This is a genomic window from Escherichia sp. WS1451 (assembly GCF_046487365.1).
Lineage (GTDB): Bacteria > Pseudomonadota > Gammaproteobacteria > Enterobacterales > Enterobacteriaceae > Escherichia > Escherichia coli.
The window spans coordinates 42,698-65,037 of the sequence record NZ_JBJQJP010000007.1 but is presented as its reverse complement, the minus strand read 5'-3'; the positions used below and the strand labels follow the sequence as shown (position 1 = coordinate 65,037).

At 52.0% G+C, this 22,340-nt stretch carries 19 protein-coding genes; 11 read left to right on the top strand and 8 right to left on the bottom strand.

Annotation, left to right across the window (positions count from 1 at the left end):
• Positions 1-217: 217 nt before the first annotated feature.
• The 10 genes from mdtA to yegQ all read left to right on the top strand — a co-directional run bounded on the left by mdtA (position 218) and on the right by yegQ (position 13,990).
• Positions 218-1,465: a multidrug efflux RND transporter subunit MdtA gene (gene mdtA, locus ACJHX7_RS11260; protein WP_000679007.1), complete on the top strand. Its 1,248-nt coding sequence runs from the start codon at positions 218-220 to the stop codon at positions 1,463-1,465.
• Entirely contained in the window at positions 1,465-4,587 is a 3,123-nt protein-coding gene (gene mdtB / locus ACJHX7_RS11255; RefSeq protein ID WP_094029848.1) for a multidrug efflux RND transporter permease subunit MdtB, read from the top strand. Before mdtA ends, mdtB begins: the two co-directional genes overlap by 1 nt.
• Positions 4,588-7,665 (top strand): multidrug efflux RND transporter permease subunit MdtC, encoded by a 3,078-nt coding sequence (gene mdtC / locus ACJHX7_RS11250; RefSeq protein WP_000667537.1) that lies wholly within the window; start codon positions 4,588-4,590, stop codon positions 7,663-7,665.
• Positions 7,666-9,081, top strand: coding sequence for an MFS transporter (locus tag ACJHX7_RS11245; protein WP_000130874.1), 1,416 nt, complete (start codon positions 7,666-7,668; stop codon positions 9,079-9,081).
• Positions 9,078-10,481 carry a two-component system sensor histidine kinase BaeS gene (baeS, locus tag ACJHX7_RS11240; RefSeq protein WP_000675169.1) on the top strand — a complete coding sequence of 468 codons (1,404 nt, stop codon included), beginning with the start codon at positions 9,078-9,080 and terminating at the stop codon, positions 10,479-10,481. The genes ACJHX7_RS11245 and baeS overlap by 4 nt, the downstream gene beginning before the upstream one ends.
• Positions 10,478-11,200, top strand: coding sequence for a two-component system response regulator BaeR (baeR, locus tag ACJHX7_RS11235; RefSeq protein WP_094029847.1), 723 nt, complete (start codon positions 10,478-10,480; stop codon positions 11,198-11,200). Before baeS ends, baeR begins: the two co-directional genes overlap by 4 nt.
• 190 nt (positions 11,201-11,390) lie before the next feature.
• Positions 11,391-11,723, top strand: coding sequence for a YegP family protein (locus tag ACJHX7_RS11230; RefSeq protein WP_000929408.1), 333 nt, complete (start codon positions 11,391-11,393; stop codon positions 11,721-11,723).
• Between the two features lie 208 nt (positions 11,724-11,931).
• Entirely contained in the window at positions 11,932-12,228 is a 297-nt protein-coding gene (locus ACJHX7_RS11225; RefSeq protein WP_001329834.1) for a type II toxin-antitoxin system ParD family antitoxin, read from the top strand.
• Position 12,229: 1 nt separating this feature from the next.
• Positions 12,230-12,526 carry a type II toxin-antitoxin system RelE/ParE family toxin gene (locus ACJHX7_RS11220; protein WP_001259171.1) on the top strand — a complete coding sequence of 99 codons (297 nt, stop codon included), beginning with the start codon at positions 12,230-12,232 and terminating at the stop codon, positions 12,524-12,526.
• A 102-nt stretch (positions 12,527-12,628) separates the two neighbouring features.
• Positions 12,629-13,990: a tRNA 5-hydroxyuridine modification protein YegQ gene (gene yegQ / locus ACJHX7_RS11215; protein ID WP_000476012.1), complete on the top strand. Its 1,362-nt coding sequence runs from the start codon at positions 12,629-12,631 to the stop codon at positions 13,988-13,990.
• A gap of 329 nt (positions 13,991-14,319) precedes the next feature.
• On the opposite strand, the gene yegR is transcribed toward yegQ, so the two are convergent.
• The gene (gene yegR / locus ACJHX7_RS11210; RefSeq protein ID WP_001303579.1) at positions 14,320-14,637 is read right to left on the bottom strand and encodes a protein YegR; all 318 of its coding nucleotides are present in this window, start codon (positions 14,635-14,637) and stop codon (positions 14,320-14,322) included.
• Between the two features lie 414 nt (positions 14,638-15,051).
• Here yegR and yegS point away from each other — a divergent pair, with 414 nt between their 5' ends.
• A complete protein-coding gene (gene yegS / locus ACJHX7_RS11205) occupies positions 15,052-15,951 on the top strand; it encodes a lipid kinase YegS (protein WP_000807358.1) in 900 nt (299 codons plus the stop codon).
• Positions 15,952-16,032: 81 nt separating this feature from the next.
• On the opposite strand, the gene ACJHX7_RS11200 is transcribed toward yegS, so the two are convergent.
• From ACJHX7_RS11200 to gatY, 7 genes are all read right to left on the bottom strand, one after another.
• The gene (locus tag ACJHX7_RS11200; RefSeq protein WP_001295426.1) at positions 16,033-16,806 is read right to left on the bottom strand and encodes a DeoR/GlpR family DNA-binding transcription regulator; all 774 of its coding nucleotides are present in this window, start codon (positions 16,804-16,806) and stop codon (positions 16,033-16,035) included.
• A 105-nt stretch (positions 16,807-16,911) separates the two neighbouring features.
• Positions 16,912-17,952: a galactitol-1-phosphate 5-dehydrogenase gene (gatD, locus tag ACJHX7_RS11195; RefSeq protein ID WP_022645855.1), complete on the bottom strand. Its 1,041-nt coding sequence runs from the start codon at positions 17,950-17,952 to the stop codon at positions 16,912-16,914.
• A gap of 48 nt (positions 17,953-18,000) precedes the next feature.
• Positions 18,001-19,356: a PTS galactitol transporter subunit IIC gene (locus tag ACJHX7_RS11190; RefSeq protein WP_022645856.1), complete on the bottom strand. Its 1,356-nt coding sequence runs from the start codon at positions 19,354-19,356 to the stop codon at positions 18,001-18,003.
• Positions 19,357-19,359: 3 nt separating this feature from the next.
• On the bottom strand, positions 19,360-19,644 hold the full coding sequence (gene gatB, locus ACJHX7_RS11185; protein ID WP_000823289.1) for a PTS galactitol transporter subunit IIB: 285 nt from the start codon (positions 19,642-19,644) through the stop codon (positions 19,360-19,362).
• A gap of 30 nt (positions 19,645-19,674) precedes the next feature.
• Positions 19,675-20,127, bottom strand: a complete 453-nt coding sequence (gatA, locus tag ACJHX7_RS11180) for a PTS galactitol transporter subunit IIA (protein ID WP_000182901.1) — start codon at positions 20,125-20,127, stop codon at positions 19,675-19,677.
• Between the two features lie 9 nt (positions 20,128-20,136).
• Entirely contained in the window at positions 20,137-21,399 is a 1,263-nt protein-coding gene (gene gatZ / locus ACJHX7_RS11175) for a tagatose-bisphosphate aldolase subunit GatZ (protein ID WP_000853855.1), read from the bottom strand.
• Between the two features lie 28 nt (positions 21,400-21,427).
• Positions 21,428-22,282, bottom strand: coding sequence for a tagatose-bisphosphate aldolase subunit GatY (gene gatY, locus ACJHX7_RS11170; protein WP_000289803.1), 855 nt, complete (start codon positions 22,280-22,282; stop codon positions 21,428-21,430).
• Positions 22,283-22,340 lie beyond the last annotated feature (58 nt).

Below are 22,340 nucleotides of genomic sequence, written 5' to 3'. Positions count from 1 at the left end.
GAAATCGTCGGCTTACCTCCTTTCGCCATGCAAGCAGTCTATCGCTAACGCGTAGATAAAATAGTTTCCTGTGTTATTACTGGATGCGTGCTCGCAAATGTGCCCGCCATTCAGACGATTCCCGATAGTGTTTCATAATTCCTCCATTTTTCTCCCTTATTGGCTGGCTACACTAGTATCATTCCGCGAAACGTTTCAGGAAGAGAAACTCTTAACGATGAAAGGCAGTTATAAATCCCGTTGGGTAATCGTAATCGTGGTGGTTATCGCCGCCATCGCCGCATTCTGGTTCTGGCAAGGCCGCAATGACTCCCGGAGTGCAGCCCCAGGGGCGACGAAACAAGCGCAGCAATCGCCAGCGGGTGGTCGCCGTGGTATGCGTTCCGGCCCATTAGCCCCGGTTCAGGCGGCGACCGCCGTAGAACAGGCTGTTCCGCGTTACCTCACCGGGCTTGGCACCATTACCGCCGCTAATACTGTTACGGTGCGCAGCCGCGTGGACGGTCAACTGATGGCGTTGCATTTCCAGGAAGGCCAGCAGGTCAAAGCTGGCGATTTATTGGCAGAAATTGACCCCAGCCAGTTCAAAGTTGCATTAGCACAAGCCCAGGGCCAACTGGCAAAAGATAAAGCCACGCTTGCCAACGCCCGCCGTGACCTGGCGCGTTATCAACAACTGGTAAAAACCAATCTCGTATCTCGTCAGGAACTGGATGCCCAACAAGCGCTGGTCAGTGAAACCGAAGGTACCATTAAGGCTGATGAAGCAAGCGTCGCCAGCGCGCAATTGCAACTCGACTGGAGCCGTATCACCGCACCAGTTGATGGTCGCGTTGGTCTCAAGCAGGTTGATGTTGGTAACCAAATCTCCAGTGGCGACACCACCGGGATTGTGGTGATCACCCAAACACATCCTATCGATCTGGTCTTTACTCTGCCGGAAAGCGATATCGCCACCGTTGTACAGGCACAAAAAGCCGGAAAACCGCTGGTGGTAGAAGCCTGGGATCGCACCAACTCGAAGAAGTTAAGTGAAGGCACGCTGTTAAGCCTTGATAACCAAATCGATGCCACTACCGGTACGATTAAAGTGAAAGCTCGCTTTAATAATCAGGATGATGCGCTTTTCCCTAATCAGTTTGTTAACGCGCGCATGTTAGTCGATACCGAACAAAACGCCGTGGTGATCCCCACCGCCGCCCTGCAAATGGGCAACGAAGGCCATTTTGTCTGGGTACTGAATAGCGAAAACAAAGTCAGCAAACATCTGGTGACACCGGGCATTCAGGACAGTCAGAAAGTGGTGATCCGCGCAGGTATTTCTGCGGGCGACCGCGTAGTGACGGACGGAATTGATCGCCTGACCGAAGGGGCGAAAGTGGAAGTGGTGGAAGCCCAGAGCGCCACTACTCCGGAAGAGAAAGCCACCAGCCGCGAATACGCGAAAAAAGGAGCACGCTCCTGATGCAGGTGTTACCCCCGAGCAGCACAGGCGGCCCGTCGCGCCTGTTTATTATGCGTCCTGTCGCCACCACGCTGCTGATGGTGGCGATCTTACTCGCCGGGATTATCGGTTATCGAGCCCTGCCCGTTTCGGCGCTGCCGGAAGTGGACTATCCGACCATTCAGGTAGTCACGCTCTACCCAGGTGCGAGCCCGGATGTCATGACCTCTGCCGTTACCGCGCCGCTTGAACGCCAGTTTGGGCAGATGTCTGGCCTGAAACAGATGTCGTCGCAAAGTTCCGGCGGTGCGTCAGTTATCACTTTGCAGTTCCAGCTAACATTACCGCTCGATGTCGCCGAGCAGGAAGTGCAGGCCGCGATTAACGCTGCGACCAACTTGTTGCCGAGCGATCTGCCTAACCCGCCGGTTTACAGCAAAGTGAACCCGGCAGATCCGCCGATCATGACGCTCGCTGTCACCTCAACCGCCATGCCGATGACGCAAGTGGAAGATATGGTGGAAACCCGCGTCGCGCAAAAAATCTCGCAGATTTCCGGCGTCGGCCTGGTGACGCTTTCCGGCGGCCAGCGTCCGGCTGTTCGCGTCAAACTAAACGCCCAGGCGATTGCCGCCCTCGGCCTGACCAGCGAAACCGTGCGCACCGCTATTACCGGCGCTAACGTTAACTCGGCAAAAGGTAGCCTCGACGGCCCTTCCCGTGCGGTCACACTTTCCGCGAACGACCAGATGCAATCCGCCGAAGAGTATCGCCAGCTGATCATCGCCTACCAGAACGGCGCGCCGATTCGTCTGGGCGATGTCGCAACCGTAGAGCAAGGAGCAGAAAACAGCTGGCTCGGCGCGTGGGCGAACAAAGAACAGGCCATTGTGATGAATGTTCAGCGCCAGCCCGGTGCTAACATTATCTCCACCGCCGACAGCATCCGGCAGATGCTGCCACAACTCACCGAGAGTTTGCCGAAATCGGTAAAAGTGACGGTGCTTTCTGACCGCACCACCAACATCCGCGCATCCGTCGATGATACTCAGTTTGAATTGATGATGGCTATCGCGCTGGTAGTCATGATTATCTACCTGTTTTTGCGTAATATTCCGGCGACCATCATTCCCGGCGTCGCCGTGCCGCTGTCGTTAATCGGCACCTTTGCGGTCATGGTGTTTCTCGATTTTTCAATCAATAACCTGACGTTGATGGCGTTAACTATCGCCACCGGATTCGTGGTCGATGACGCCATCGTGGTGATCGAGAACATTTCGCGCTATATCGAAAAAGGCGAAAAACCGCTGGCGGCGGCGCTCAAAGGCGCAGGTGAAATCGGTTTTACCATTATCTCGCTGACCTTCTCGCTGATTGCAGTGCTGATCCCGCTACTGTTTATGGGCGATATCGTCGGGCGACTGTTCCGCGAGTTTGCCATTACCCTGGCGGTAGCAATTTTGATCTCAGCCGTGGTGTCGCTGACTCTGACGCCGATGATGTGCGCGCGGATGCTCAGCCAGGAGTCGCTGCGTAAACAGAATCGCTTCTCCCGAGCCTCGGAGAAAATGTTCGACAGGATAATCGCCGCCTATGGTCAGGGACTTGCGAAAGTGCTGAATCATCCGTGGCTGACCTTAAGCGTGGCGCTCAGCACGCTGCTGCTTAGCGTGCTGTTGTGGGTGTTCATTCCGAAAGGTTTCTTCCCGGTACAGGACAACGGCATTATTCAGGGCACTTTGCAGGCACCGCAGTCCAGCTCCTTTGCCAATATGGCCCAGCGGCAACGCCAGGTCGCGGATGTGATTTTGCAGGATCCGGCAGTGCAAAGTCTGACCTCATTTGTTGGCGTTGATGGCACTAACCCGTCGCTGAACAGTGCGCGTTTGCAGATCAACCTCAAACCGTTGGATGAACGTGATGATCGGGTGCAAAAAGTCATCGCCCGTCTGCAAACGGCGGTGGATAAAGTGCCGGGCGTCGATCTCTTCCTGCAACCAACGCAGGACCTGACCATCGATACTCAGGTCAGCCGCACCCAGTACCAGTTTACCTTGCAGGCCACGTCACTGGATGCGCTCAGTACCTGGGTGCCACAGTTGATGGAAAAACTCCAGCAGTTGCCACAGCTTTCTGATGTCTCCAGCGACTGGCAGGACCAAGGGCTGGTGGCGTATGTCAATGTTGATCGCGACAGCGCCAGCCGTCTGGGGATCAGCATGGCGGATGTCGATAACGCCCTGTACAACGCGTTTGGTCAGCGGCTGATTTCCACTATTTATACTCAGGCTAACCAGTATCGCGTGGTGCTGGAACACAACACCGAAAATACCCCAGGCCTCGCGGCGCTGGATACCATTCGCCTGACCAGCAGCGACGGCGGCGTGGTGCCGCTAAGCTCAATTGCCAAAATTGAGCAGCGTTTTGCGCCGCTTTCCATCAACCATCTGGATCAGTTCCCGGTAACGACTATCTCCTTTAACGTGCCGGATAACTATTCGCTGGGCGATGCGGTGCAGGCGATTATGGACACCGAAAAGACGCTGAATCTGCCGGTGGATATCACCACGCAGTTCCAGGGCAGCACCCTCGCCTTCCAGTCGGCGTTGGGCAGCACTGTCTGGCTGATTGTCGCGGCGGTGGTGGCGATGTATATCGTGCTCGGCATTCTGTACGAGAGCTTTATTCACCCGATCACCATTCTCTCGACGCTACCCACCGCAGGGGTCGGCGCGCTGCTGGCATTAATGATTGCCGGTAGCGAACTGGATGTGATTGCCATTATCGGCATTATTTTGCTGATCGGTATCGTGAAGAAGAACGCCATCATGATGATCGACTTCGCGCTGGCTGCTGAGCGCGAGCAAGGCATGTCGCCGCGCGAAGCTATTTACCAGGCTTGTCTGTTGCGTTTTCGTCCGATCCTGATGACCACTCTGGCGGCTCTGCTTGGTGCGCTGCCGCTGATGTTGAGTACCGGGGTCGGCGCGGAACTGCGTCGTCCGTTAGGTATCGGCATGGTCGGCGGTCTGATTGTCAGCCAGGTGCTGACGCTGTTTACCACGCCGGTGATTTATCTGCTGTTCGACCGCCTGGCATTGTGGACCAAAAACCGCTTTGCCCGTCATGAAGAGGAGGCGTAAGTGAAGTTTTTTGCCCTCTTCATTTACCGCCCGGTGGCGACGATTTTACTGTCGGTCGCCATTACCCTGTGCGGCATACTGGGTTTCCGTATGCTGCCAGTCGCCCCGCTGCCGCAGGTCGATTTTCCGGTGATCATGGTCAGCGCCTCGCTGCCCGGTGCGTCACCAGAAACAATGGCGTCTTCCGTTGCCACGCCGCTGGAGCGCTCACTTGGGCGCATTGCCGGAGTCAGCGAAATGACCTCCAGCAGTTCGCTCGGCAGCACGCGCATTATTTTGCAGTTTGATTTTGACCGGGATATCAACGGCGCAGCGCGCGATGTGCAGGCGGCGATCAACGCCGCGCAAAGTCTGCTACCCAGCGGGATGCCCAGCCGTCCGACCTATCGCAAAGCGAACCCGTCGGATGCGCCAATTATGATCCTGACGCTAACCTCCGATACTTATTCGCAAGGTGAACTGTACGATTTCGCCTCAACACAGCTGGCTCCGACGATTTCGCAAATCGACGGTGTCGGTGATGTCGATGTTGGCGGCAGCTCGCTGCCCGCCGTACGCGTCGGGCTGAATCCGCAGGCGCTGTTTAATCAGGGCGTCTCGCTGGACGACGTACGCACTGCCATCAGCAATGCCAACGTGCGTAAACCGCAGGGCGCGCTGGAAGATGGCACTCACCGCTGGCAGATCCAGACCAACGATGAACTGAAAACAGCCGCTGAATATCAGCCGCTAATTATTCATTACAACAACGGCGGCGCGGTTCGTCTGGGCGATGTGGCGACGGTGACCGACTCAGTACAGGATGTGCGCAACGCCGGGATGACCAACGCCAAACCGGCTATTTTGCTGATGATCCGCAAGCTGCCGGAAGCCAATATTATACAGACGGTTGACAGCATCCGGGCAAAATTACCGGAGTTGCAGGAGACCATTCCGGCGGCGATTGATCTGCAAATTGCCCAGGATCGCTCCCCCACCATTCGCGCCTCGCTGGAAGAAGTCGAGCAAACGCTGATTATCTCGGTGGCGCTGGTGATTCTGGTGGTGTTTTTATTCCTGCGCTCGGGTCGCGCCACTATTATTCCCGCCGTTGCGGTGCCGGTTTCGCTGATTGGTACGTTTGCGGCGATGTACCTGTGCGGATTCAGTCTCAATAACCTTTCGTTAATGGCACTCACCATCGCTACTGGTTTCGTGGTGGATGACGCCATCGTGGTGCTGGAAAACATTGCCCGTCACCTGGAAGCGGGGATGAAACCACTACAGGCCGCACTGCAAGGTACTCGCGAAGTCGGCTTTACGGTGCTGTCGATGAGTCTGTCACTGGTGGCGGTGTTCCTGCCGCTGCTGTTGATGGGCGGATTGCCGGGTCGCCTGTTACGCGAGTTTGCCGTGACGCTTTCTGTCGCTATTGGTATTTCGTTGCTGGTTTCCCTGACGTTAACGCCGATGATGTGCGGCTGGATGCTAAAAGCCAGCAAGCCGCGCGAGCAAAAGCGACTGCGTGGTTTTGGTCGCATGTTGGTAGCCCTGCAACAAGGCTATGGCAAGTCGCTGAAATGGGTGCTCAATCATACCCGTCTGGTGGGCGTGGTGCTGCTTGGCACCATTGCGCTGAATATCTGGCTGTATATCTCGATCCCGAAAACCTTCTTCCCGGAGCAGGACACCGGCGTACTGATGGGCGGGATACAGGCTGACCAGAGTATTTCGTTTCAGGCGATGCGCGGCAAGTTGCAGGACTTCATGAAAATTATCCGTGACGATCCGGCGGTGGATAATGTCACCGGCTTTACTGGCGGTTCACGGGTGAACAGTGGAATGATGTTTATCACGCTTAAACCACGCGGCGAGCGGAGCGAAACGGCCCAGCAAATTATCGACCGTCTGCGGGTAAAGCTGGCGAAAGAGCCGGGGGCGAATCTGTTCCTGATGGCGGTACAGGATATTCGCGTTGGCGGACGTCAGTCGAACGCCAGCTATCAGTACACGTTACTGTCCGACGACCTGGCGGCACTGCGCGAATGGGAGCCGAAAATTCGCAAAAAACTGGCGACGTTGCCGGAACTGGCGGACGTGAACTCCGACCAGCAGGATAACGGCGCGGAAATGAATCTGGTTTACGACCGCGACACCATGGCACGGCTGGGAATCGACGTGCAGGCCGCCAACAGCCTGTTAAATAACGCCTTCGGTCAGCGGCAAATCTCGACCATTTACCAGCCGATGAACCAGTATAAAGTGGTGATGGAAGTGGATCCGCGCTATACCCAGGACATCAGTGCGCTGGAAAAAATGTTCGTTATCAATAACGAAGGAAAAGCGATCCCGCTGTCGTATTTCGCTAAATGGCAACCGGCGAATGCCCCACTATCGGTGAATCATCAGGGATTATCGGCGGCCTCGACCATCTCGTTCAACCTGCCGACCGGGAAATCGCTCTCGGACGCCAGTGCGGCGATCGATCGCGCAATGACCCAGCTTGGTGTGCCTTCGACGGTGCGCGGTAGTTTTGCCGGCACGGCGCAGGTGTTCCAGGAGACGATGAACTCGCAGGTGATCCTGATTATCGCCGCCATCGCCACGGTGTATATCGTGCTGGGTATCCTTTACGAGAGTTACGTACATCCGCTGACGATCCTCTCCACCCTGCCCTCGGCGGGCGTTGGTGCGCTGCTGGCGCTGGAGCTGTTTAATGCCCCGTTCAGCCTAATCGCCCTGATAGGAATCATGCTATTAATCGGCATCGTGAAGAAAAACGCCATTATGATGGTCGATTTTGCGCTCGAAGCCCAACGGCACGGTAACCTGACGCCGCAGGAAGCTATTTTCCAGGCCTGTCTGCTGCGTTTTCGCCCGATTATGATGACTACCCTGGCGGCGCTGTTTGGCGCGCTGCCGCTGGTGTTGTCGGGCGGTGACGGCTCGGAGCTGCGGCAACCCCTGGGGATCACCATTGTCGGCGGTCTGGTAATGAGCCAGCTTCTGACGCTGTATACCACGCCGGTGGTGTATCTCTTTTTCGACCGTCTGCGGCTGCGTTTTTCGCGTAAACCTAAACAAACGGTAACCGAGTAAATGACAGATCTTCCCGACAGCACCCGCTGGCAATTGTGGATTGTGGCTTTCGGCTTCTTTATGCAGTCGCTGGACACCACCATCGTAAACACTGCCCTTCCCTCAATGGCGCAAAGCCTCGGGGAAAGTCCGTTGCATATGCACATGGTCATTGTCTCTTATGTGCTGACCGTGGCGGTGATGCTGCCCGCCAGCGGCTGGCTGGCGGACAAAGTCGGCGTGCGCAATATTTTCTTTACCGCCATCGTGCTGTTTACTCTCGGTTCACTATTTTGCGCACTTTCCGGCACGCTGAACGAACTGTTGCTGGCACGCGCGTTACAGGGCGTTGGCGGTGCGATGATGGTGCCGGTCGGCAGGTTGACGGTGATGAAAATCGTACCGCGCGAGCAATATATGGCGGCGATGACCTTTGTCACGTTACCCGGTCAGGTCGGGCCGCTGCTCGGTCCGGCGCTCGGCGGCCTGCTGGTGGAGTACGCCTCCTGGCACTGGATCTTTTTGATCAACATTCCGGTGGGGATTATCGGTGCGATCGCCACACTGATGTTAATGCCGAACTACACCATGCAGACGCGGCGCTTTGATCTCTCCGGCTTTTTATTGCTGGCGGTTGGCATGGCGGTATTAACCCTGGCGCTGGACGGCAGTAAAGGTACAGGTTTATCGCCGCTGGCGATTGCTGGCCTGGTCGCAGTTGGCGTGGTGGCACTGGTGCTTTATCTGCTGCACGCCAGAAATAACAACCGCGCCCTGTTCAGTCTGAAACTGTTCCGTACTCGTACCTTTTCGCTGGGTCTGGCGGGGAGTTTTGCCGGACGTATCGGTAGCGGCATGTTGCCCTTTATGACACCGGTTTTCTTACAGATTGGCCTCGGTTTCTCGCCGTTCCATGCCGGACTGATGATGATCCCGATGGTGCTCGGCAGCATGGGAATGAAGCGAATTGTAGTGCAGGTGGTGAATCGCTTTGGCTACCGTCGGGTACTGGTGGCGACCACGCTGGGCCTGTCGCTGGTCACCCTGCTGTTTATGACTACCGCTCTGCTGGGCTGGTACTACGTTTTGCCGTTCGTCCTGTTTTTACAAGGGATGGTCAACTCGACGCGTTTCTCCTCTATGAACACCCTGACGCTGAAAGATCTCCCGGACAATCTGGCGAGCAGCGGAAACAGCCTGCTGTCGATGATTATGCAATTGTCGATGAGTATCGGCGTCACTATCGCCGGGCTGTTGCTGGGACTTTTTGGTTCACAGCATGTCAGCGTCGACAGCGGCACCACACAAACCGTCTTTATGTACACCTGGCTTAGCATGGCATTTATCATCGCCCTTCCGGCGTTCATCTTTGCCAGAGTGCCGAACGATACGCATCAAAATGTGGCTATTTCGCGGCGAAAAAGGAGCGCGCAATGAAGTTCTGGCGACCCGGTATTACCGGCAAACTGTTTCTGGCGATTTTCGCCACCTGCATTGTCTTATTGATCACGATGCACTGGGCGGTACGTATCAGTTTTGAGCGCGGCTTTATCGATTACATCAAGCATGGTAATGAACAACGGCTGCAAATGCTCGGCGATGCGCTGGGTGAGCAGTACGCCCAGCACGGGAACTGGCGCTTCCTGCGTAATAACGATCGCTTTGTATTTCAGATCCTACGTTCACTGGAGCATGATAACAACGAAGATAAGCCCGGCCCCGGTATGCCGCCACACGGTTGGCGCACGCAATTCTGGGTGGTTGATCAAAACAACAAAGTGCTGGTTGGCCCGCGAGCACCGATTCCACCAGACGGCACACGGCGGCCCATTATGGTCAATGGGGCGGAAGTGGGTGCGGTGATCGCCTCCCCTGTTGAACGACTGACCCGCAATACCGATATCAATTTTGACAGACAACAGAGGCAAACCAGTTGGCTGATTGTCGCTTTATCTACCTTGTTAGCGGCGCTGGCGACATTCCCACTGGCGCGCGGTTTGCTGGCTCCGGTCAAACGACTGGTGGACGGTACACACAAACTGGCAGCGGGCGATTTCACTACTCGCGTGACGCCCACCAGTGAAGATGAATTGGGCAAACTGGCGCAAGACTTCAACCAGCTCGCCAGCACCCTGGAGAAAAACCAACAGATGCGCCGCGATTTTATGGCCGATATCTCCCACGAGCTGCGCACGCCTTTAGCGGTACTGCGCGGCGAACTGGAAGCTATTCAGGATGGCGTGCGTAAATTCACGCCGGAGACGGTGGCTTCTTTACAGGCAGAGGTCGGTACACTGACCAAACTGGTGGATGATCTTCATCAATTGTCGATGTCTGATGAAGGCGCTCTCGCCTATCAAAAAGCACCGGTAGATTTGATCCCACTGCTGGAAGTGGCGGGCGGCGCATTTCGCGAACGATTCGCCAGCCGTGGCCTGAAACTGCAATTTTCCCTGCCAGACAGTATTACCGTATTTGGCGATCGCGACCGTTTAATGCAGTTATTCAATAACTTACTGGAAAACAGCCTGCGCTACACTGATAGCGGCGGTAGTCTGAAAATCTCTGCCGAGCAGCACGACAAAACGGTGCGACTGACCTTTGCCGACAGCGCGCCGGGCGTCAGTGACGATCAGCTACAAAAATTGTTTGAACGTTTTTATCGCACCGAAGGCTCCCGCAACCGAGCCAGCGGCGGTTCCGGGCTGGGGCTGGCGATTTGCCTGAACATTGTTGAAGCACATAATGGTCGCATTATTGCTGCCCATTCGCCTTTTGGCGGGGTAAGCATTACAGTAGAGTTACCGCTGGAACGGGATTTACAGAGAGAAGTATGACCGAGTTACCAATCGACGAAAACACACCGCGTATTTTGATCGTGGAAGATGAACCGAAGCTGGGACAGTTACTCATTGATTATCTGCGTGCTGCGAGCTATGCGCCGACGCTTATCAGCCACGGCGATCAGGTACTGCCATATGTACGCCAGACACCACCGGATCTGATTCTGTTGGATCTGATGCTCCCTGGCACCGATGGCCTGACGTTGTGTCGGGAGATTCGTCGTTTTTCTGACATTCCGATCGTGATGGTGACAGCAAAAATCGAAGAGATCGACCGCCTGCTCGGGCTGGAGATTGGCGCAGATGACTACATCTGCAAACCGTACAGCCCACGGGAAGTGGTAGCGCGCGTCAAAACCATTTTGCGCCGTTGCAAACCGCAGCGTGAGTTGCAGCAACAGGATGCTGAAAGCCCGTTGATTATCGACGAAGGTCGTTTTCAGGCTTCATGGCGCGGTAAAATGCTTGACCTGACGCCTGCGGAATTTCGTCTGCTGAAAACACTCTCTCATGAACCAGGAAAAGTGTTCTCCCGCGAGCAATTGCTCAATCATCTTTATGACGACTACCGCGTAGTAACTGACCGCACCATCGACAGCCACATTAAAAACCTGCGTCGCAAGCTGGAAGCTCTGGACGAAAAGCAGTCTTTTATCCGCGCCGTCTACGGTGTCGGTTATCGCTGGGAAGCCGACGCTTGCCGCATCGTTTAGTTTTAGCGACATGACTTTGTTAGCCGGAGATGGCATTCAGACCAGATCCGGCAACATTATCCCACGCATGGTCAGCAAACTGACATTATCTCTCCGCCCTGGCAAGCACCTGAAAATCGCTCATACTTTAATCGGCAAACAGTCCTTTTAGATGCTGTTTTCGATACGCAATTTCAATCAAGGAGTCATTATGGCTGGTTGGTTTGAACTCAGTAAGAGCAGTGATAATCAATTCCGGTTTGTGCTAAAAGCGGGCAATGGTGAGACTATCCTCACCAGCGAGCTGTATACCTCAAAAGCCTCTGCGGAAAAGGGCATCGCGTCGGTACGTAGCAACAGCCCGCAAGAAGAACGCTATGAGAAAAAAACGGCAAGCAACGGCAAATTCTATTTCAATCTGAAAGCCGCCAATCATCAAATTATCGGCTCCAGCCAGATGTACGCCACCGCGCAATCTCGTGAAACCGGAATTGCCTCCGTTAAAGCCAATGGCACAAGCCAGACGGTAAAAGACAATACGTAATTACGATGCCGGGCGTGGGTTGTTGGCGTCCGGCTTTATATCAAAACAACTCTTAGTTATTGATAATTAAGATTAACCTCCGCCATTAAAATAGTGGGCACTGACGAGCACTCGTTATGCTTTCTTTGTTTACCATCCCATACTTATCTTCCTGAACATGTTCATATGCCAAAATATCTTCTAATACTTTCGTGACGCTATCCGGTTTATGAAATACACTGATGTAAGATTTTTACTTACAGGCGGGTGTAAAATGGCCAGAACGATGACGGTTGATCTCGGCGATGAGTTGCGTGAATTTATCGAGTCCTTAATTGAATCCGGCGACTATCGCACCCAAAGCGAAGTGATCCGTGAGTCGCTGCGCTTACTTCGAGAAAAGCAAGCAGAGTCTCGCCTGCAAGCGTTACGTGACATGCTCGCTGAAGGGTTGAGTAGTGGTGAAGCTCAGCCGTGGGAAAAGGACGCGTTTTTACGGAAGGTGAAAGCAGGGATAAGGAAATAATGTGCGTACTATAAAACTCATGCCAAAAGCCAATGAGGATTTAGAAGGCATCTGGTATTACAGCTATCACCATTTCGGCGAACCACAAGCCGACAGATATGTGGAACATCTTTCAGACGTTCTCCAGATTCTGAGTAACAATAATATAGGTACGCCCAGACCTGAATTAGGCGAAGGTATTTTTGTTCTTCCTTTTGAACGCCACGTAATTTATTTCCTGCAATCGCCAGAGGAAATTATCGTCATTCGTATCCTTAACCAAAACCAGGACGCCTCCAGACATTTACACTGGAGCTAAACCCGCCGATTGCGCTACAATGCCCGCCCTTAAAGTGGGGGCACTCCCCTAACCGCTTCATCAGGTGAAGCGGATCTGACCTGTCATCAGAACGAGAGAATTATGTTTAAACCGGAACTCCTTTCCCCGGCGGGAACGCTGAAAAATATGCGTTACGCTTTCGCTTATGGCGCAGATGCTGTTTATGCGGGCCAGCCACGTTACTCCCTGCGTGTGCGCAACAACGAATTCAACCACGAAAATCTTCAGCTCGGCATCAATGAAGCCCACGCGCTGGGGAAAAAGTTTTATGTCGTGGTCAACATTGCACCGCACAACGCCAAGCTGAAAACCTTTATCCGTGACCTGAAACCGGTGGTGGAGATGGGGCCGGATGCGCTGATTATGTCCGATCCAGGGCTGATTATGCTGGTGCGCGAGCACTTCCCTGAAATGCCGATCCACCTCTCGGTGCAGGCTAACGCCGTGAACTGGGCGACGGTGAAATTCTGGCAGCAAATGGGACTGACCCGCGTGATCCTCTCTCGCGAGCTGTCGCTGGAAGAGATTGAAGAGATCCGTAATCAGGTGCCGGATATGGAGATCGAGATCTTCGTTCACGGTGCGCTGTGCATGGCCTACTCCGGTCGCTGCCTGCTCTCTGGCTATATCAACAAGCGCGACCCGAACCAGGGCACCTGCACCAACGCCTGCCGCTGGGAGTACAACGTCCAGGAAGGGAAAGAAGATGACGTTGGCAACATCGTGCACAAGTACGAGCCGATTCCGGTGCAAAATGTTGAGCCGACGCTGGGCATCGGCGCGCCAACCGACAAAGTGTTTATGATCGAAGAAGCTCAGCGTCCGGGCGAGTATATGACTGCGTTTGAAGATGAGCACGGCACTTACATCATGAACTCGAAAGATCTGCGCGCTATCGCCCACGTTGAACGCCTGACCAAAATGGGCGTGCATTCGCTGAAAATCGAAGGTCGTACAAAATCTTTCTACTATTGCGCACGCACCGCGCAGGTTTACCGTAAAGCTATCGATGACGCAGCTGCGGGAAAACCATTCGATACCAGCCTGCTGGAAACTCTGGAAGGTCTGGCGCATCGTGGCTATACCGAAGGTTTCCTGCGTCGTCATACTCACGACGATTATCAGAACTACGAATACGGTTATTCAGTTTCTGACCGCCAGCAGTTTGTTGGTGAGTTTACCGGTGAGCGCAAGGGCGACCTCGCGGCGGTAGCGGTGAAAAATAAATTCTCCGTTGGCGACAGCCTTGAGCTGATGACGCCGCAAGGGAACATTAACTTTACCCTTGAGCATATGGAAAACGCCAAAGGTGAAGCTATGCCGGTCGCACCGGGCGATGGTTATACTGTGTGGATCCCGGTGCCGCAGGATCTTGAGCTAAATTACGCGCTGCTGATGCGTAATTTCTCCGGGGAAACCACGCGTAACCCCCACGGTAAGTGATTAATTTCGATTATTTTTCCCGGATGGAAAATTCTTAGAAACCGATCACATACAGCTGCATTTATTAAGGTTATCATCCGTTTCGCTGAAAAACATAACCCATAAAATGCTAGCTGTACCAGGAACCACCTCCTTAGCCTGTGTAATCTCCCTTACACGGGCTTATTTTTTATGCATAAGCCCTATCTCTGGTAACCGTCTTCCATTGACCACATCGATAGAATCCTCCTTCATAGCACGATGCCTTTCACTTATCGGCATCGTGCTCCCACAGGTTCCGGCTACGCACAGCCAGAACGCGCATGTTTGACGCTTACCAAAAAATATTCTCACTCTCCACATTTGAATGTCAGACGAGCGACGCCATGTAATCCTGCACCTTCTGTCTTCAGGTCAACTATCTGCATTTTTTTTCCCTGAGTAACACAGAAATGAGCTGCATCATTTTTTACTATATTTTCTGCACCAGAAATTCTGCCCCTGGCTAAAGAAGCTTCGGCTTCGGTGTAGTATTGGTTATCGAGTTTACGCTGAATATTACTTTTATATGCAAGGCCAAATTTACCGATACTTGTCTCATCATTATGCACAGCACAACCAGACATAAGAAAAACACTAATTAATGATATAGCAGCTATCTTTTTCATCTTACCTTCCCCCATTAAATACCAACGACACGCTCTGGTGTTTAAATATAATAATGGCATGATTATTATATTTGAATAGGATTATAATAAATGTTCTGTACAACATTTCCTACATAAGTAGGAATTACAGACACGGATGCCCTTCCGGGTAACCCCATGGGGGGGTTAATATATTTTTAATAGTATATTGAAGATGCCACTGTTTAGTTGAATATTAGGTATATGCTCTTTTTTGAAATTTATCGGTGGCTGCCGTTAGTATTCGCTGTCCCCATTGCAAGCTCCTGGTGGTAACCACTGAATCTTCCATACTTGAACTGACTTTTTATCCTCCGACTTTCATCCTGTTCTGACTCTACCTTTTCTTTTCTGCTCTACACTATCTACAGACCAATCATAAAGGCACATACGATCATGGCAGAATTTCCCGCCAGCTTACTGATTCTTAATGGCAAAAGTACTGACAATCTACCCCTGCGCGAAGCAATTATGCTGTTGCGTGAGGAAGGAATGACGATCCATGTGCGGGTCACCTGGGAGAAAGGCGATGCCGCACGATATGTAGAGGAGGCCCGGAAGTTGGGCGTCGCAACGGTGATTGCCGGTGGTGGCGATGGCACCATTAATGAAGTTTCTACGGCGTTGATTCAGTGTGAGGGGGATGACATACCCGCGCTGGGAATTTTGCCATTAGGAACCGCCAATGATTTTGCCACCAGTGTAGGGATTCCTGAGGCACTGGATAAGGCGCTGAAACTGGCAATTGCCGGTAACGCCATTGCGATAGATATAGCGCAGGTCAACAAACAAACCTGTTTTATTAATATGGCGACAGGCGGATTTGGGACGCGTATTACCACAGAAACGCCGGAAAAATTAAAAGCCGCGCTGGGTGGCGTCTCTTACATCATTCATGGCTTAATGCGCATGGATACTCTGCAACCGGACCGTTGTGAAATCCGCGGTGAAAACTTTCACTGGCAAGGTGACGCCCTGGTCATTGGTATTGGTAACGGGCGTCAGGCCGGTGGCGGTCAGCAATTGTGCCCGAACGCGTTAATTAACGATGGCTTGCTGCAACTGCGCATTTTTACCGGCGATGAAATTCTTCCGGCTCTCGTATCAACCTTAAAATCTGACGAAGATAACCCGAATATTATCGAAGGCGCTTCGTCGTGGTTTGATATACAAGCCCCACACGAAATCACTTTTAATCTTGATGGCGAACCGTTGAGCGGACAAAACTTTCATATTGAAATACTTCCGGCGGCGTTGCGTTGTCGATTACCACCGGATTGTCCATTATTGCGTTAATCAAACTATTCTCTCTTGAACCAGGGAAAATCCGTAATGCCGGATGCGGTGTAAACAACTTATCCGGCATACAGAACAATACTACACCGTAATTAATTTCACTCGTGTCTTCTGCAATGCCAGTTTATCCACCTCTGACACAGCATCGTCGGTAATAATAATGTCAATTTTTTCGATTGGCAGTACCTGATTAAAACCGCGACGATTAAATTTCGATGAATCGAGAACGGCAATCACTTTATTTGCGGCTGTGACCATCGCCCCGCTAATCGAATAGCCTTCATTAAAGGTCGTAATACCATTAACCGCATCAATACCATCAGCACCGACAAACATTAAATCGGCATTAATATCCTGCAATGAACGCTCAGCAATGGAGCCATGCATCGAGCGCGTTTTATGGCGGACCGTGCCACCGCAGACGACCAGAGTAATGTCTTTATTTTCGGAAAGGGCAAATGCTGCCGGGAGACTGTTGGTAATCACCGTGATATTTTTGGCGGTCATTAATCCTTCGGCGATAAGCATTGTCGTACTTCCGCTGTCGAGAATAACGGTCATCCCTTCGTGGATCATTTTGACTGCCGCCTGCGCTATTCTGTTTTTTGGCGCGCTGGCGAGCTGAAATCGCTCTTTAAACCCGACTTCCTGGGTCTCGGTTTCACTATTACCGGACATTATTTTCGCCGCACCGCCATGAAAGCGCGTAACCACGCCTTTTTGTTCGAGAAAGCGCAAATCGGCACGGATTGTCGCTTCCGAGGCAGCAAATACTCCCGCCAGATCCTGAACAAGCACGGTTCCCTGTTCATTCACTAATTGGATGATCTTATTCCTTCGCTCGAATGAATTCATCGTCATTTACCCATATTCAATTGTGGCTAGTGTAAACGAAGGGGGACCATTGGTGAATGATCTGTTTTGCACAATACCGGGCCAGCATCACGCTGGCCCGCGGTTTCAGGGAATGAGCAACACTTTGCCCGGCATAGCATTACGAGCGATGTCACGCACCGCCTGGGCGAAGCTTTCAAAGCTTCCACGGTGAGCGATTAATGGCTCCAGGCTTAACTTACGTTCTGTCAGCAACCGGCTCGCCGTTTCCCACTCCTGCCCCGGCCAAGGGCTGGAGTAGTTCATCCAACTGCCGATAACCGTCAGCTCTTTACGCAATATTTTGCCAAACGTTGCCGATGTTAAATGCAGATCCTGATGCAACGTGCCCACCAGCGCCAGCTGGGCATGAGGCCCGGCAATCTCTACCGCCAGTTCGACGGTTTGCGGGACGCCAGCCGTCTCGAGGATAAGCTGATTAAAGCGCAGCTCGCGTAAAACGCCCTGCATTTGCGGCGCGCTCATTTCAAGGCTGTTAAATGTTTGCATCGCACCGAAAGATTTTGCCAGTGCCAGTTTTTCTGAGCTAATGTCGATAGCCGTCACACTCTTTGCTCCCAGCGCGACAGCGCACTGAATGGCCAGCAGGCCAATGGTTCCGGCACCAATAATAATAACGTTTTTATTCTCACAACCTTGCGCTAAATGAAAAGCATGCAGGCCAACGGTAATCGGTTCAATAAAAGCCCCTTCCTCAATAGGCATATCCGCAGGTAGAGCAAAGACATTTTTCCGCTTAACGACAATATATTCGGCAAACCCACCATCACGCCGTGAGCCAATAAAATCATATTTTGCGCACTGGGAATAAAACCCTTTCAGACACTCTGGACAAGTAAAACAGGGTAATAACGGCACACAGGCAACCGCATCGCCAGGATGTAAATCATCAACACCGGATCCCACCGCATCAATATAGCCGCTAAATTCATGGCCTAACGTTATTGGATAATAATGTGCACCATTTTTAAATATCCTGGGTAAATCGGAACCACATACGCCCGAGCTGGCAATTTTTACCCGCACCTCATCCTGATGATTAATTTCAGGAATGACTCGTTCTTCAACGCGCACGATACCATCAGTATCATTCACCACTGATTTCATAAAAACTCCTGATTGGTTAAGGGGGATATTCTCCCCCTCAGGTAAAAATTATTCTGCGAGAACGGCTTTCTCTTGTTTGGTAAAGCCGCGCGCTCTACGCCAGGTCATGAAAATACCGGTGAGATAAATGACGCCGATAATAATGAAACCGGGAATATTTTGCGGGGAGAAAACCTGAATCAGTAACCAGGTAATAGGAGAACCGCCCTGATCCATTGAAGCCACCATACCCCCGGCTTTTAACGCCCCAGCATTAGCCGCCAGTTGGGTGTGCAAACCAATAGTTTGCGTCGCGATCCACAGGGTGATGCTCATAATGATGACACCCGAGATTAAGGTGCGGAACAGATTTCCACGATGCACCGCGACCGCCATCGCCACGAAGAAGCCGATAGTTGCAAGATCGCCAAACGGCAGCACCTGATTACCCGGAACACAAACAGCAATTAAAATGGTGAGAGGGATAAAAATCAGGCTTGCCGATACCACCGCCGTATGCCCCAGCAACAACGCCGGATCAAGGCCAATCAGGAACTCCTGACCGCCGAACTTCGCCTGTAAACGACTACGGGCCTGCTTAGCGATGGGCGTTAAACCATCCATGATAGGTTTAATCACCCGTGGCATCAGCAGCATAACTGCCGCCGTTTTTACCGCCAGCTGCAATACACCTTTGACATCGTAACCCGCAAGGATGCCGATAATCAGCCCCATCACAAAACCCACGGTGACCGGTTCGCCAAAAGGGCCAAATTTGCGCTGAATATCATCGGCGCTAAATTTAATTCGGTTAACGCCTGGGATTTTCTCGATGATAGCATCGACCAGCACCGCAATCGGCCCCATATACGCCGACGTACCGTGCGGAATAGCAATGCCTTCCAGCTCAAAGAAATTTCGGGTATCGCGGGCAAACCAGTCGCCGAGCTTATAAACAAACGCCGCGTGAATTACCACACCCGCCATCCCTATCATCCATGAACCGGTTGCCAGATGCAGCAACGCGCCGGTGAAGGTCATATGCCAGATATTCCAGATATCAACATTTACCACCCGCGTCATACGGGTCAGTAACATCGCCACGTTAACCAGAATCGCAATCGGAATCGCCACCAGCGCAATTTGCGACGCCCAGGTCATGGGTGAAGAGCCCGGCCAGCCGACATCGACCACATGCAGATTCAGGTCGAAATTTTCCGCCATCGCTTTCGCCGCCGGACCAATGGAATCCAGCATTAAGCCAATCACAAGGCCAATGCCAACAAAGCCAATCCCGATATGCAGACCCGCTTTAAAGCAATCGCCTGCCTTCATGCCTAATATTTTAGAAAAAATAATGATGACAATCGGCAGCATCACCGTAGGGCCGAGGTCGAGAATATAACGCATGACTTCTGAAAACATAGGTCACCCCTGTAAGATAGTCAGAATTTTATTTTGTAATGCTTCGATACCGACACCAGAAACAAAAGGCATGCCGTGAACTAACGGAATATTGCCAAAACTACGATCCACCCTGGCAGTGGTGCATATCAAATGCACGCCATCCATATAGGTTTCTATTTCATTAACCCGACACTGGATTAATTCAACCGGAATATTATGACTCTGACACAACTCTTTAATTTCTTCCGCCGCCATCGTAGAGGTCGCAACCGCACCTCCGCAAGCGACAATAATTTTGCGTTTCATAAATAGTCCTTTTCATTGTTACAGAGGGATTTATTCGTCTGAATCTAAAACATACTTTGTGAAGTATTCCTTTAACTGGGTTTCAGGAAGAGTGATTAGTGTCTCGACGATATAGGGCTGTTGTAACTTGCCAAATAAACAGCGTAAAAGTTTCAATTGCTGCTGCGGATTTTCCACAATCAACGCAATAACCAACGATACCGCCACGTCGTTATCATCATCCGCTTGCTGAAAATGAACTTTATTTGTTGGCCTTAACAGATAAATGGCTGACGACTTAGCATGAATCGCCTCACAATGCGGTATTGCAATGGCGTGCTGCTCAAGCATTATCCCGGTAGGGAATTCTGCTTCTCTGGCAATTAATGCCTGTGGCCAGGTATCATGAACCACACCTTTCGCGAGCATCTCATTACCGATATGGGTTAAAACTTCGCTACGATCGACAAAAGAAATTCCGCTACGAACAAACAGGTTAGTCATATACCGTCCTTATTCCGCACAGCCGTAGCGATAGGCGCGCAAAACATCATAAATTTTATCCATAATAAGCTGATGCGGTATTGCTGATAATTCCCCGGACTGAATGCGTTCAAATTGTTTGGGAAGATACTGACTAATCATGCCCAGTGGGATGTCCACGCCTTCCAGATTCACCATCATCGTTTCGACGCTATTTTTAATCCGGCTATGCGGCCAGTAATAACGAATACGATCCGACAGGCTGTAACGAATATCCAGTAATGAATCGTGAAAACCCGTGCGATAATATTTCTTCCAGTACTGCGGTTCGTCGAGCATTACTTCTTCAATTACCGCCAGGCAACCGCTGCGATTTTCGGGGGCGATAAGTTCCTGCTCAATTTGTGCCAGCGCAAATACCGCCTCACGTAAAGCAAAGGTTAATGCGGGACCGACTTTCAATATTGCAAAGTGATCGCGGACTAATTCCCGATAGGCCGCCTGAGTCTGGTAATCGGTGGAATGCGCTTCATAAACCATTTTGGTTTTTTCTATCCATTGCGCCAGCGCCTGAGCTTCTTGCGCCTGATAATGAATAATATTGCTATGGTCAAATTCCACACCAGGCTGCACCACGATGGCAATCACGCGTGTTAACGCCTCTGCCAGACCACGGGCAATAAAGGCCTTTTGATGCGTGCGTAAAGTATTGGCGGCATCTTCAACCTGGGTGATGTGTACTGACTGAATGGCGCTGGCCTCACCACCCGGAACCGGAACTTCGGTGCCAATGACATAGCTCAGTTGCTCACGCTGGCAATCTGTCGCCACACTTTCCGCCGCCAGACAAAGCACAGCAGCTCGTTCAGCAACCGTTTCTGGGGCTAACGGTATAGGATCCCCCGCGCAGGACATTGACGCATCAAGATGAATTTTACTGAAGCCGGCACGAACATATGCCTTTACCAGCTCGACGGATTTTTCCATCGCCGCATCCGCATTTTCTTGCTGCCAGCAGTTTGGCCCCAGATGATCGCCGCCGAGAATAATGCGTTCGCGTGCAAACCCAACTTTATTGGCAATCGCAAAAACAAATTCGCGAAAGTCTGCCGGTGTCATTCCGGTATAACCGCCAAATTGATTGACCTGGTTTGACGTTGCTTCAATCAGCACTTTGCGCGTGCTGTTGCGATCAAATGCCAGCGCCGCTTCGATAACCAACGGATGGGCAGAACAGACTGAACATATGCCGATATGTTCACCAGCTTTATGCCGGGCAATTAACGTTTTCATATTTTTTCCTTGTTAAATGGCAGGTGCGTTATGCCCTGCCCTCGCAGCCACAATCGGCAATCACTTTGCTCACCACATCGCGCATTGCGAATTTAGCCGACTGCAAATAATCCCGGGGATCGGTCGCTTCGGGGTGCTCGGTCAGGTAATTTTTTAACGCCTGCGAGAAGGCATTTTTCAGCTCCGTTGCAACGTTGATTTTGCATATCCCCAGTTTGATGGTTTGCTGAATATCCTTAGTCGATAATCCTGACGCACCATGCAGCACCAGCGGTAAGTTCACCCACTGGCGAATGTTCTCCAGTCGAGAAAAATCAAGCGCCGGTGCGCTGGCATACATACCGTGAGCCGTGCCGATGGCGACCGCCAGGGAATCAATCCCGGTTGCCTCGGCAAATTCACGCGCCTGAACGGGGTTGGTGTACAACGCATCGGCTTCATTGACTTGCACATCATCTTCCTGGCCGCCAAGTTGCCCCAGCTCCGCTTCGACGCTGACATCAAAGCGATGGCAAAAATCCACCACCTCTTTGACCCGTGAAATATTTTGCGCAAAAGGCAAATGCGAGGCGTCAATCATGACTGAGCGCACGCCAGAACGAACCTTCTGAGCGATATCGTCAAATTTCGTGTGATGGTCGAGATGAATCGCCAGTGGATGGTGATATTGCTTCGCCATCGCGCTGACCAGCGCCATCAGATTTTCTGTACCGGCATGAGTAAATGTGCCGGGCGTTCCGGCGATGATGACCGGCGCATGCATGCTGGCAGCAGTTTCCACCACCACTTGCATCGTTTCGAGATTGTGAATATTGAATGCCGGAACCGCATAACCGCCGCGCTGCGCGTTGTTCAGCATCTGCTTTGTCGATACCACGTACATTTTCATATCCTGTCGTTTGTTTTCGATTTCAAAATACAATGAAATGATTTGTTTTCAA

What these genes read in the sequence shown, in the direction of transcription:
- mdtA (WP_000679007.1), top strand. Translation starts at nt 218, where the DNA reads ATGAAAGGCAGTTATAAATCCCGTTGGGTAATCGTAATCGTGGTGGTT.
- mdtB (WP_094029848.1), top strand. Translation starts at nt 1,465, where the DNA reads ATGCAGGTGTTACCCCCGAGCAGCACAGGCGGCCCGTCGCGCCTGTTT.
- ACJHX7_RS11245 (WP_000130874.1), top strand. Translation starts at nt 7,666, where the DNA reads ATGACAGATCTTCCCGACAGCACCCGCTGGCAATTGTGGATTGTGGCT.
- baeS (WP_000675169.1), top strand. Translation starts at nt 9,078, where the DNA reads ATGAAGTTCTGGCGACCCGGTATTACCGGCAAACTGTTTCTGGCGATT.
- baeR (WP_094029847.1), top strand. Translation starts at nt 10,478, where the DNA reads ATGACCGAGTTACCAATCGACGAAAACACACCGCGTATTTTGATCGTG.
- ACJHX7_RS11230 (WP_000929408.1), top strand. Translation starts at nt 11,391, where the DNA reads ATGGCTGGTTGGTTTGAACTCAGTAAGAGCAGTGATAATCAATTCCGG.
- ACJHX7_RS11225 (WP_001329834.1), top strand. Translation starts at nt 11,932, where the DNA reads ATGAAATACACTGATGTAAGATTTTTACTTACAGGCGGGTGTAAAATG.
- yegQ (WP_000476012.1), top strand. Translation starts at nt 12,629, where the DNA reads ATGTTTAAACCGGAACTCCTTTCCCCGGCGGGAACGCTGAAAAATATG.
- yegR (WP_001303579.1), bottom strand. Translation starts at nt 14,637, where the DNA reads ATGAAAAAGATAGCTGCTATATCATTAATTAGTGTTTTTCTTATGTCT.
- yegS (WP_000807358.1), top strand. Translation starts at nt 15,052, where the DNA reads ATGGCAGAATTTCCCGCCAGCTTACTGATTCTTAATGGCAAAAGTACT.
- ACJHX7_RS11200 (WP_001295426.1), bottom strand. Translation starts at nt 16,806, where the DNA reads ATGAATTCATTCGAGCGAAGGAATAAGATCATCCAATTAGTGAATGAA.
- gatD (WP_022645855.1), bottom strand. Translation starts at nt 17,952, where the DNA reads ATGAAATCAGTGGTGAATGATACTGATGGTATCGTGCGCGTTGAAGAA.
- ACJHX7_RS11190 (WP_022645856.1), bottom strand. Translation starts at nt 19,356, where the DNA reads ATGTTTTCAGAAGTCATGCGTTATATTCTCGACCTCGGCCCTACGGTG.
- gatB (WP_000823289.1), bottom strand. Translation starts at nt 19,644, where the DNA reads ATGAAACGCAAAATTATTGTCGCTTGCGGAGGTGCGGTTGCGACCTCT.
- gatA (WP_000182901.1), bottom strand. Translation starts at nt 20,127, where the DNA reads ATGACTAACCTGTTTGTTCGTAGCGGAATTTCTTTTGTCGATCGTAGC.
- gatZ (WP_000853855.1), bottom strand. Translation starts at nt 21,399, where the DNA reads ATGAAAACGTTAATTGCCCGGCATAAAGCTGGTGAACATATCGGCATA.
- gatY (WP_000289803.1), bottom strand. Translation starts at nt 22,282, where the DNA reads ATGTACGTGGTATCGACAAAGCAGATGCTGAACAACGCGCAGCGCGGC.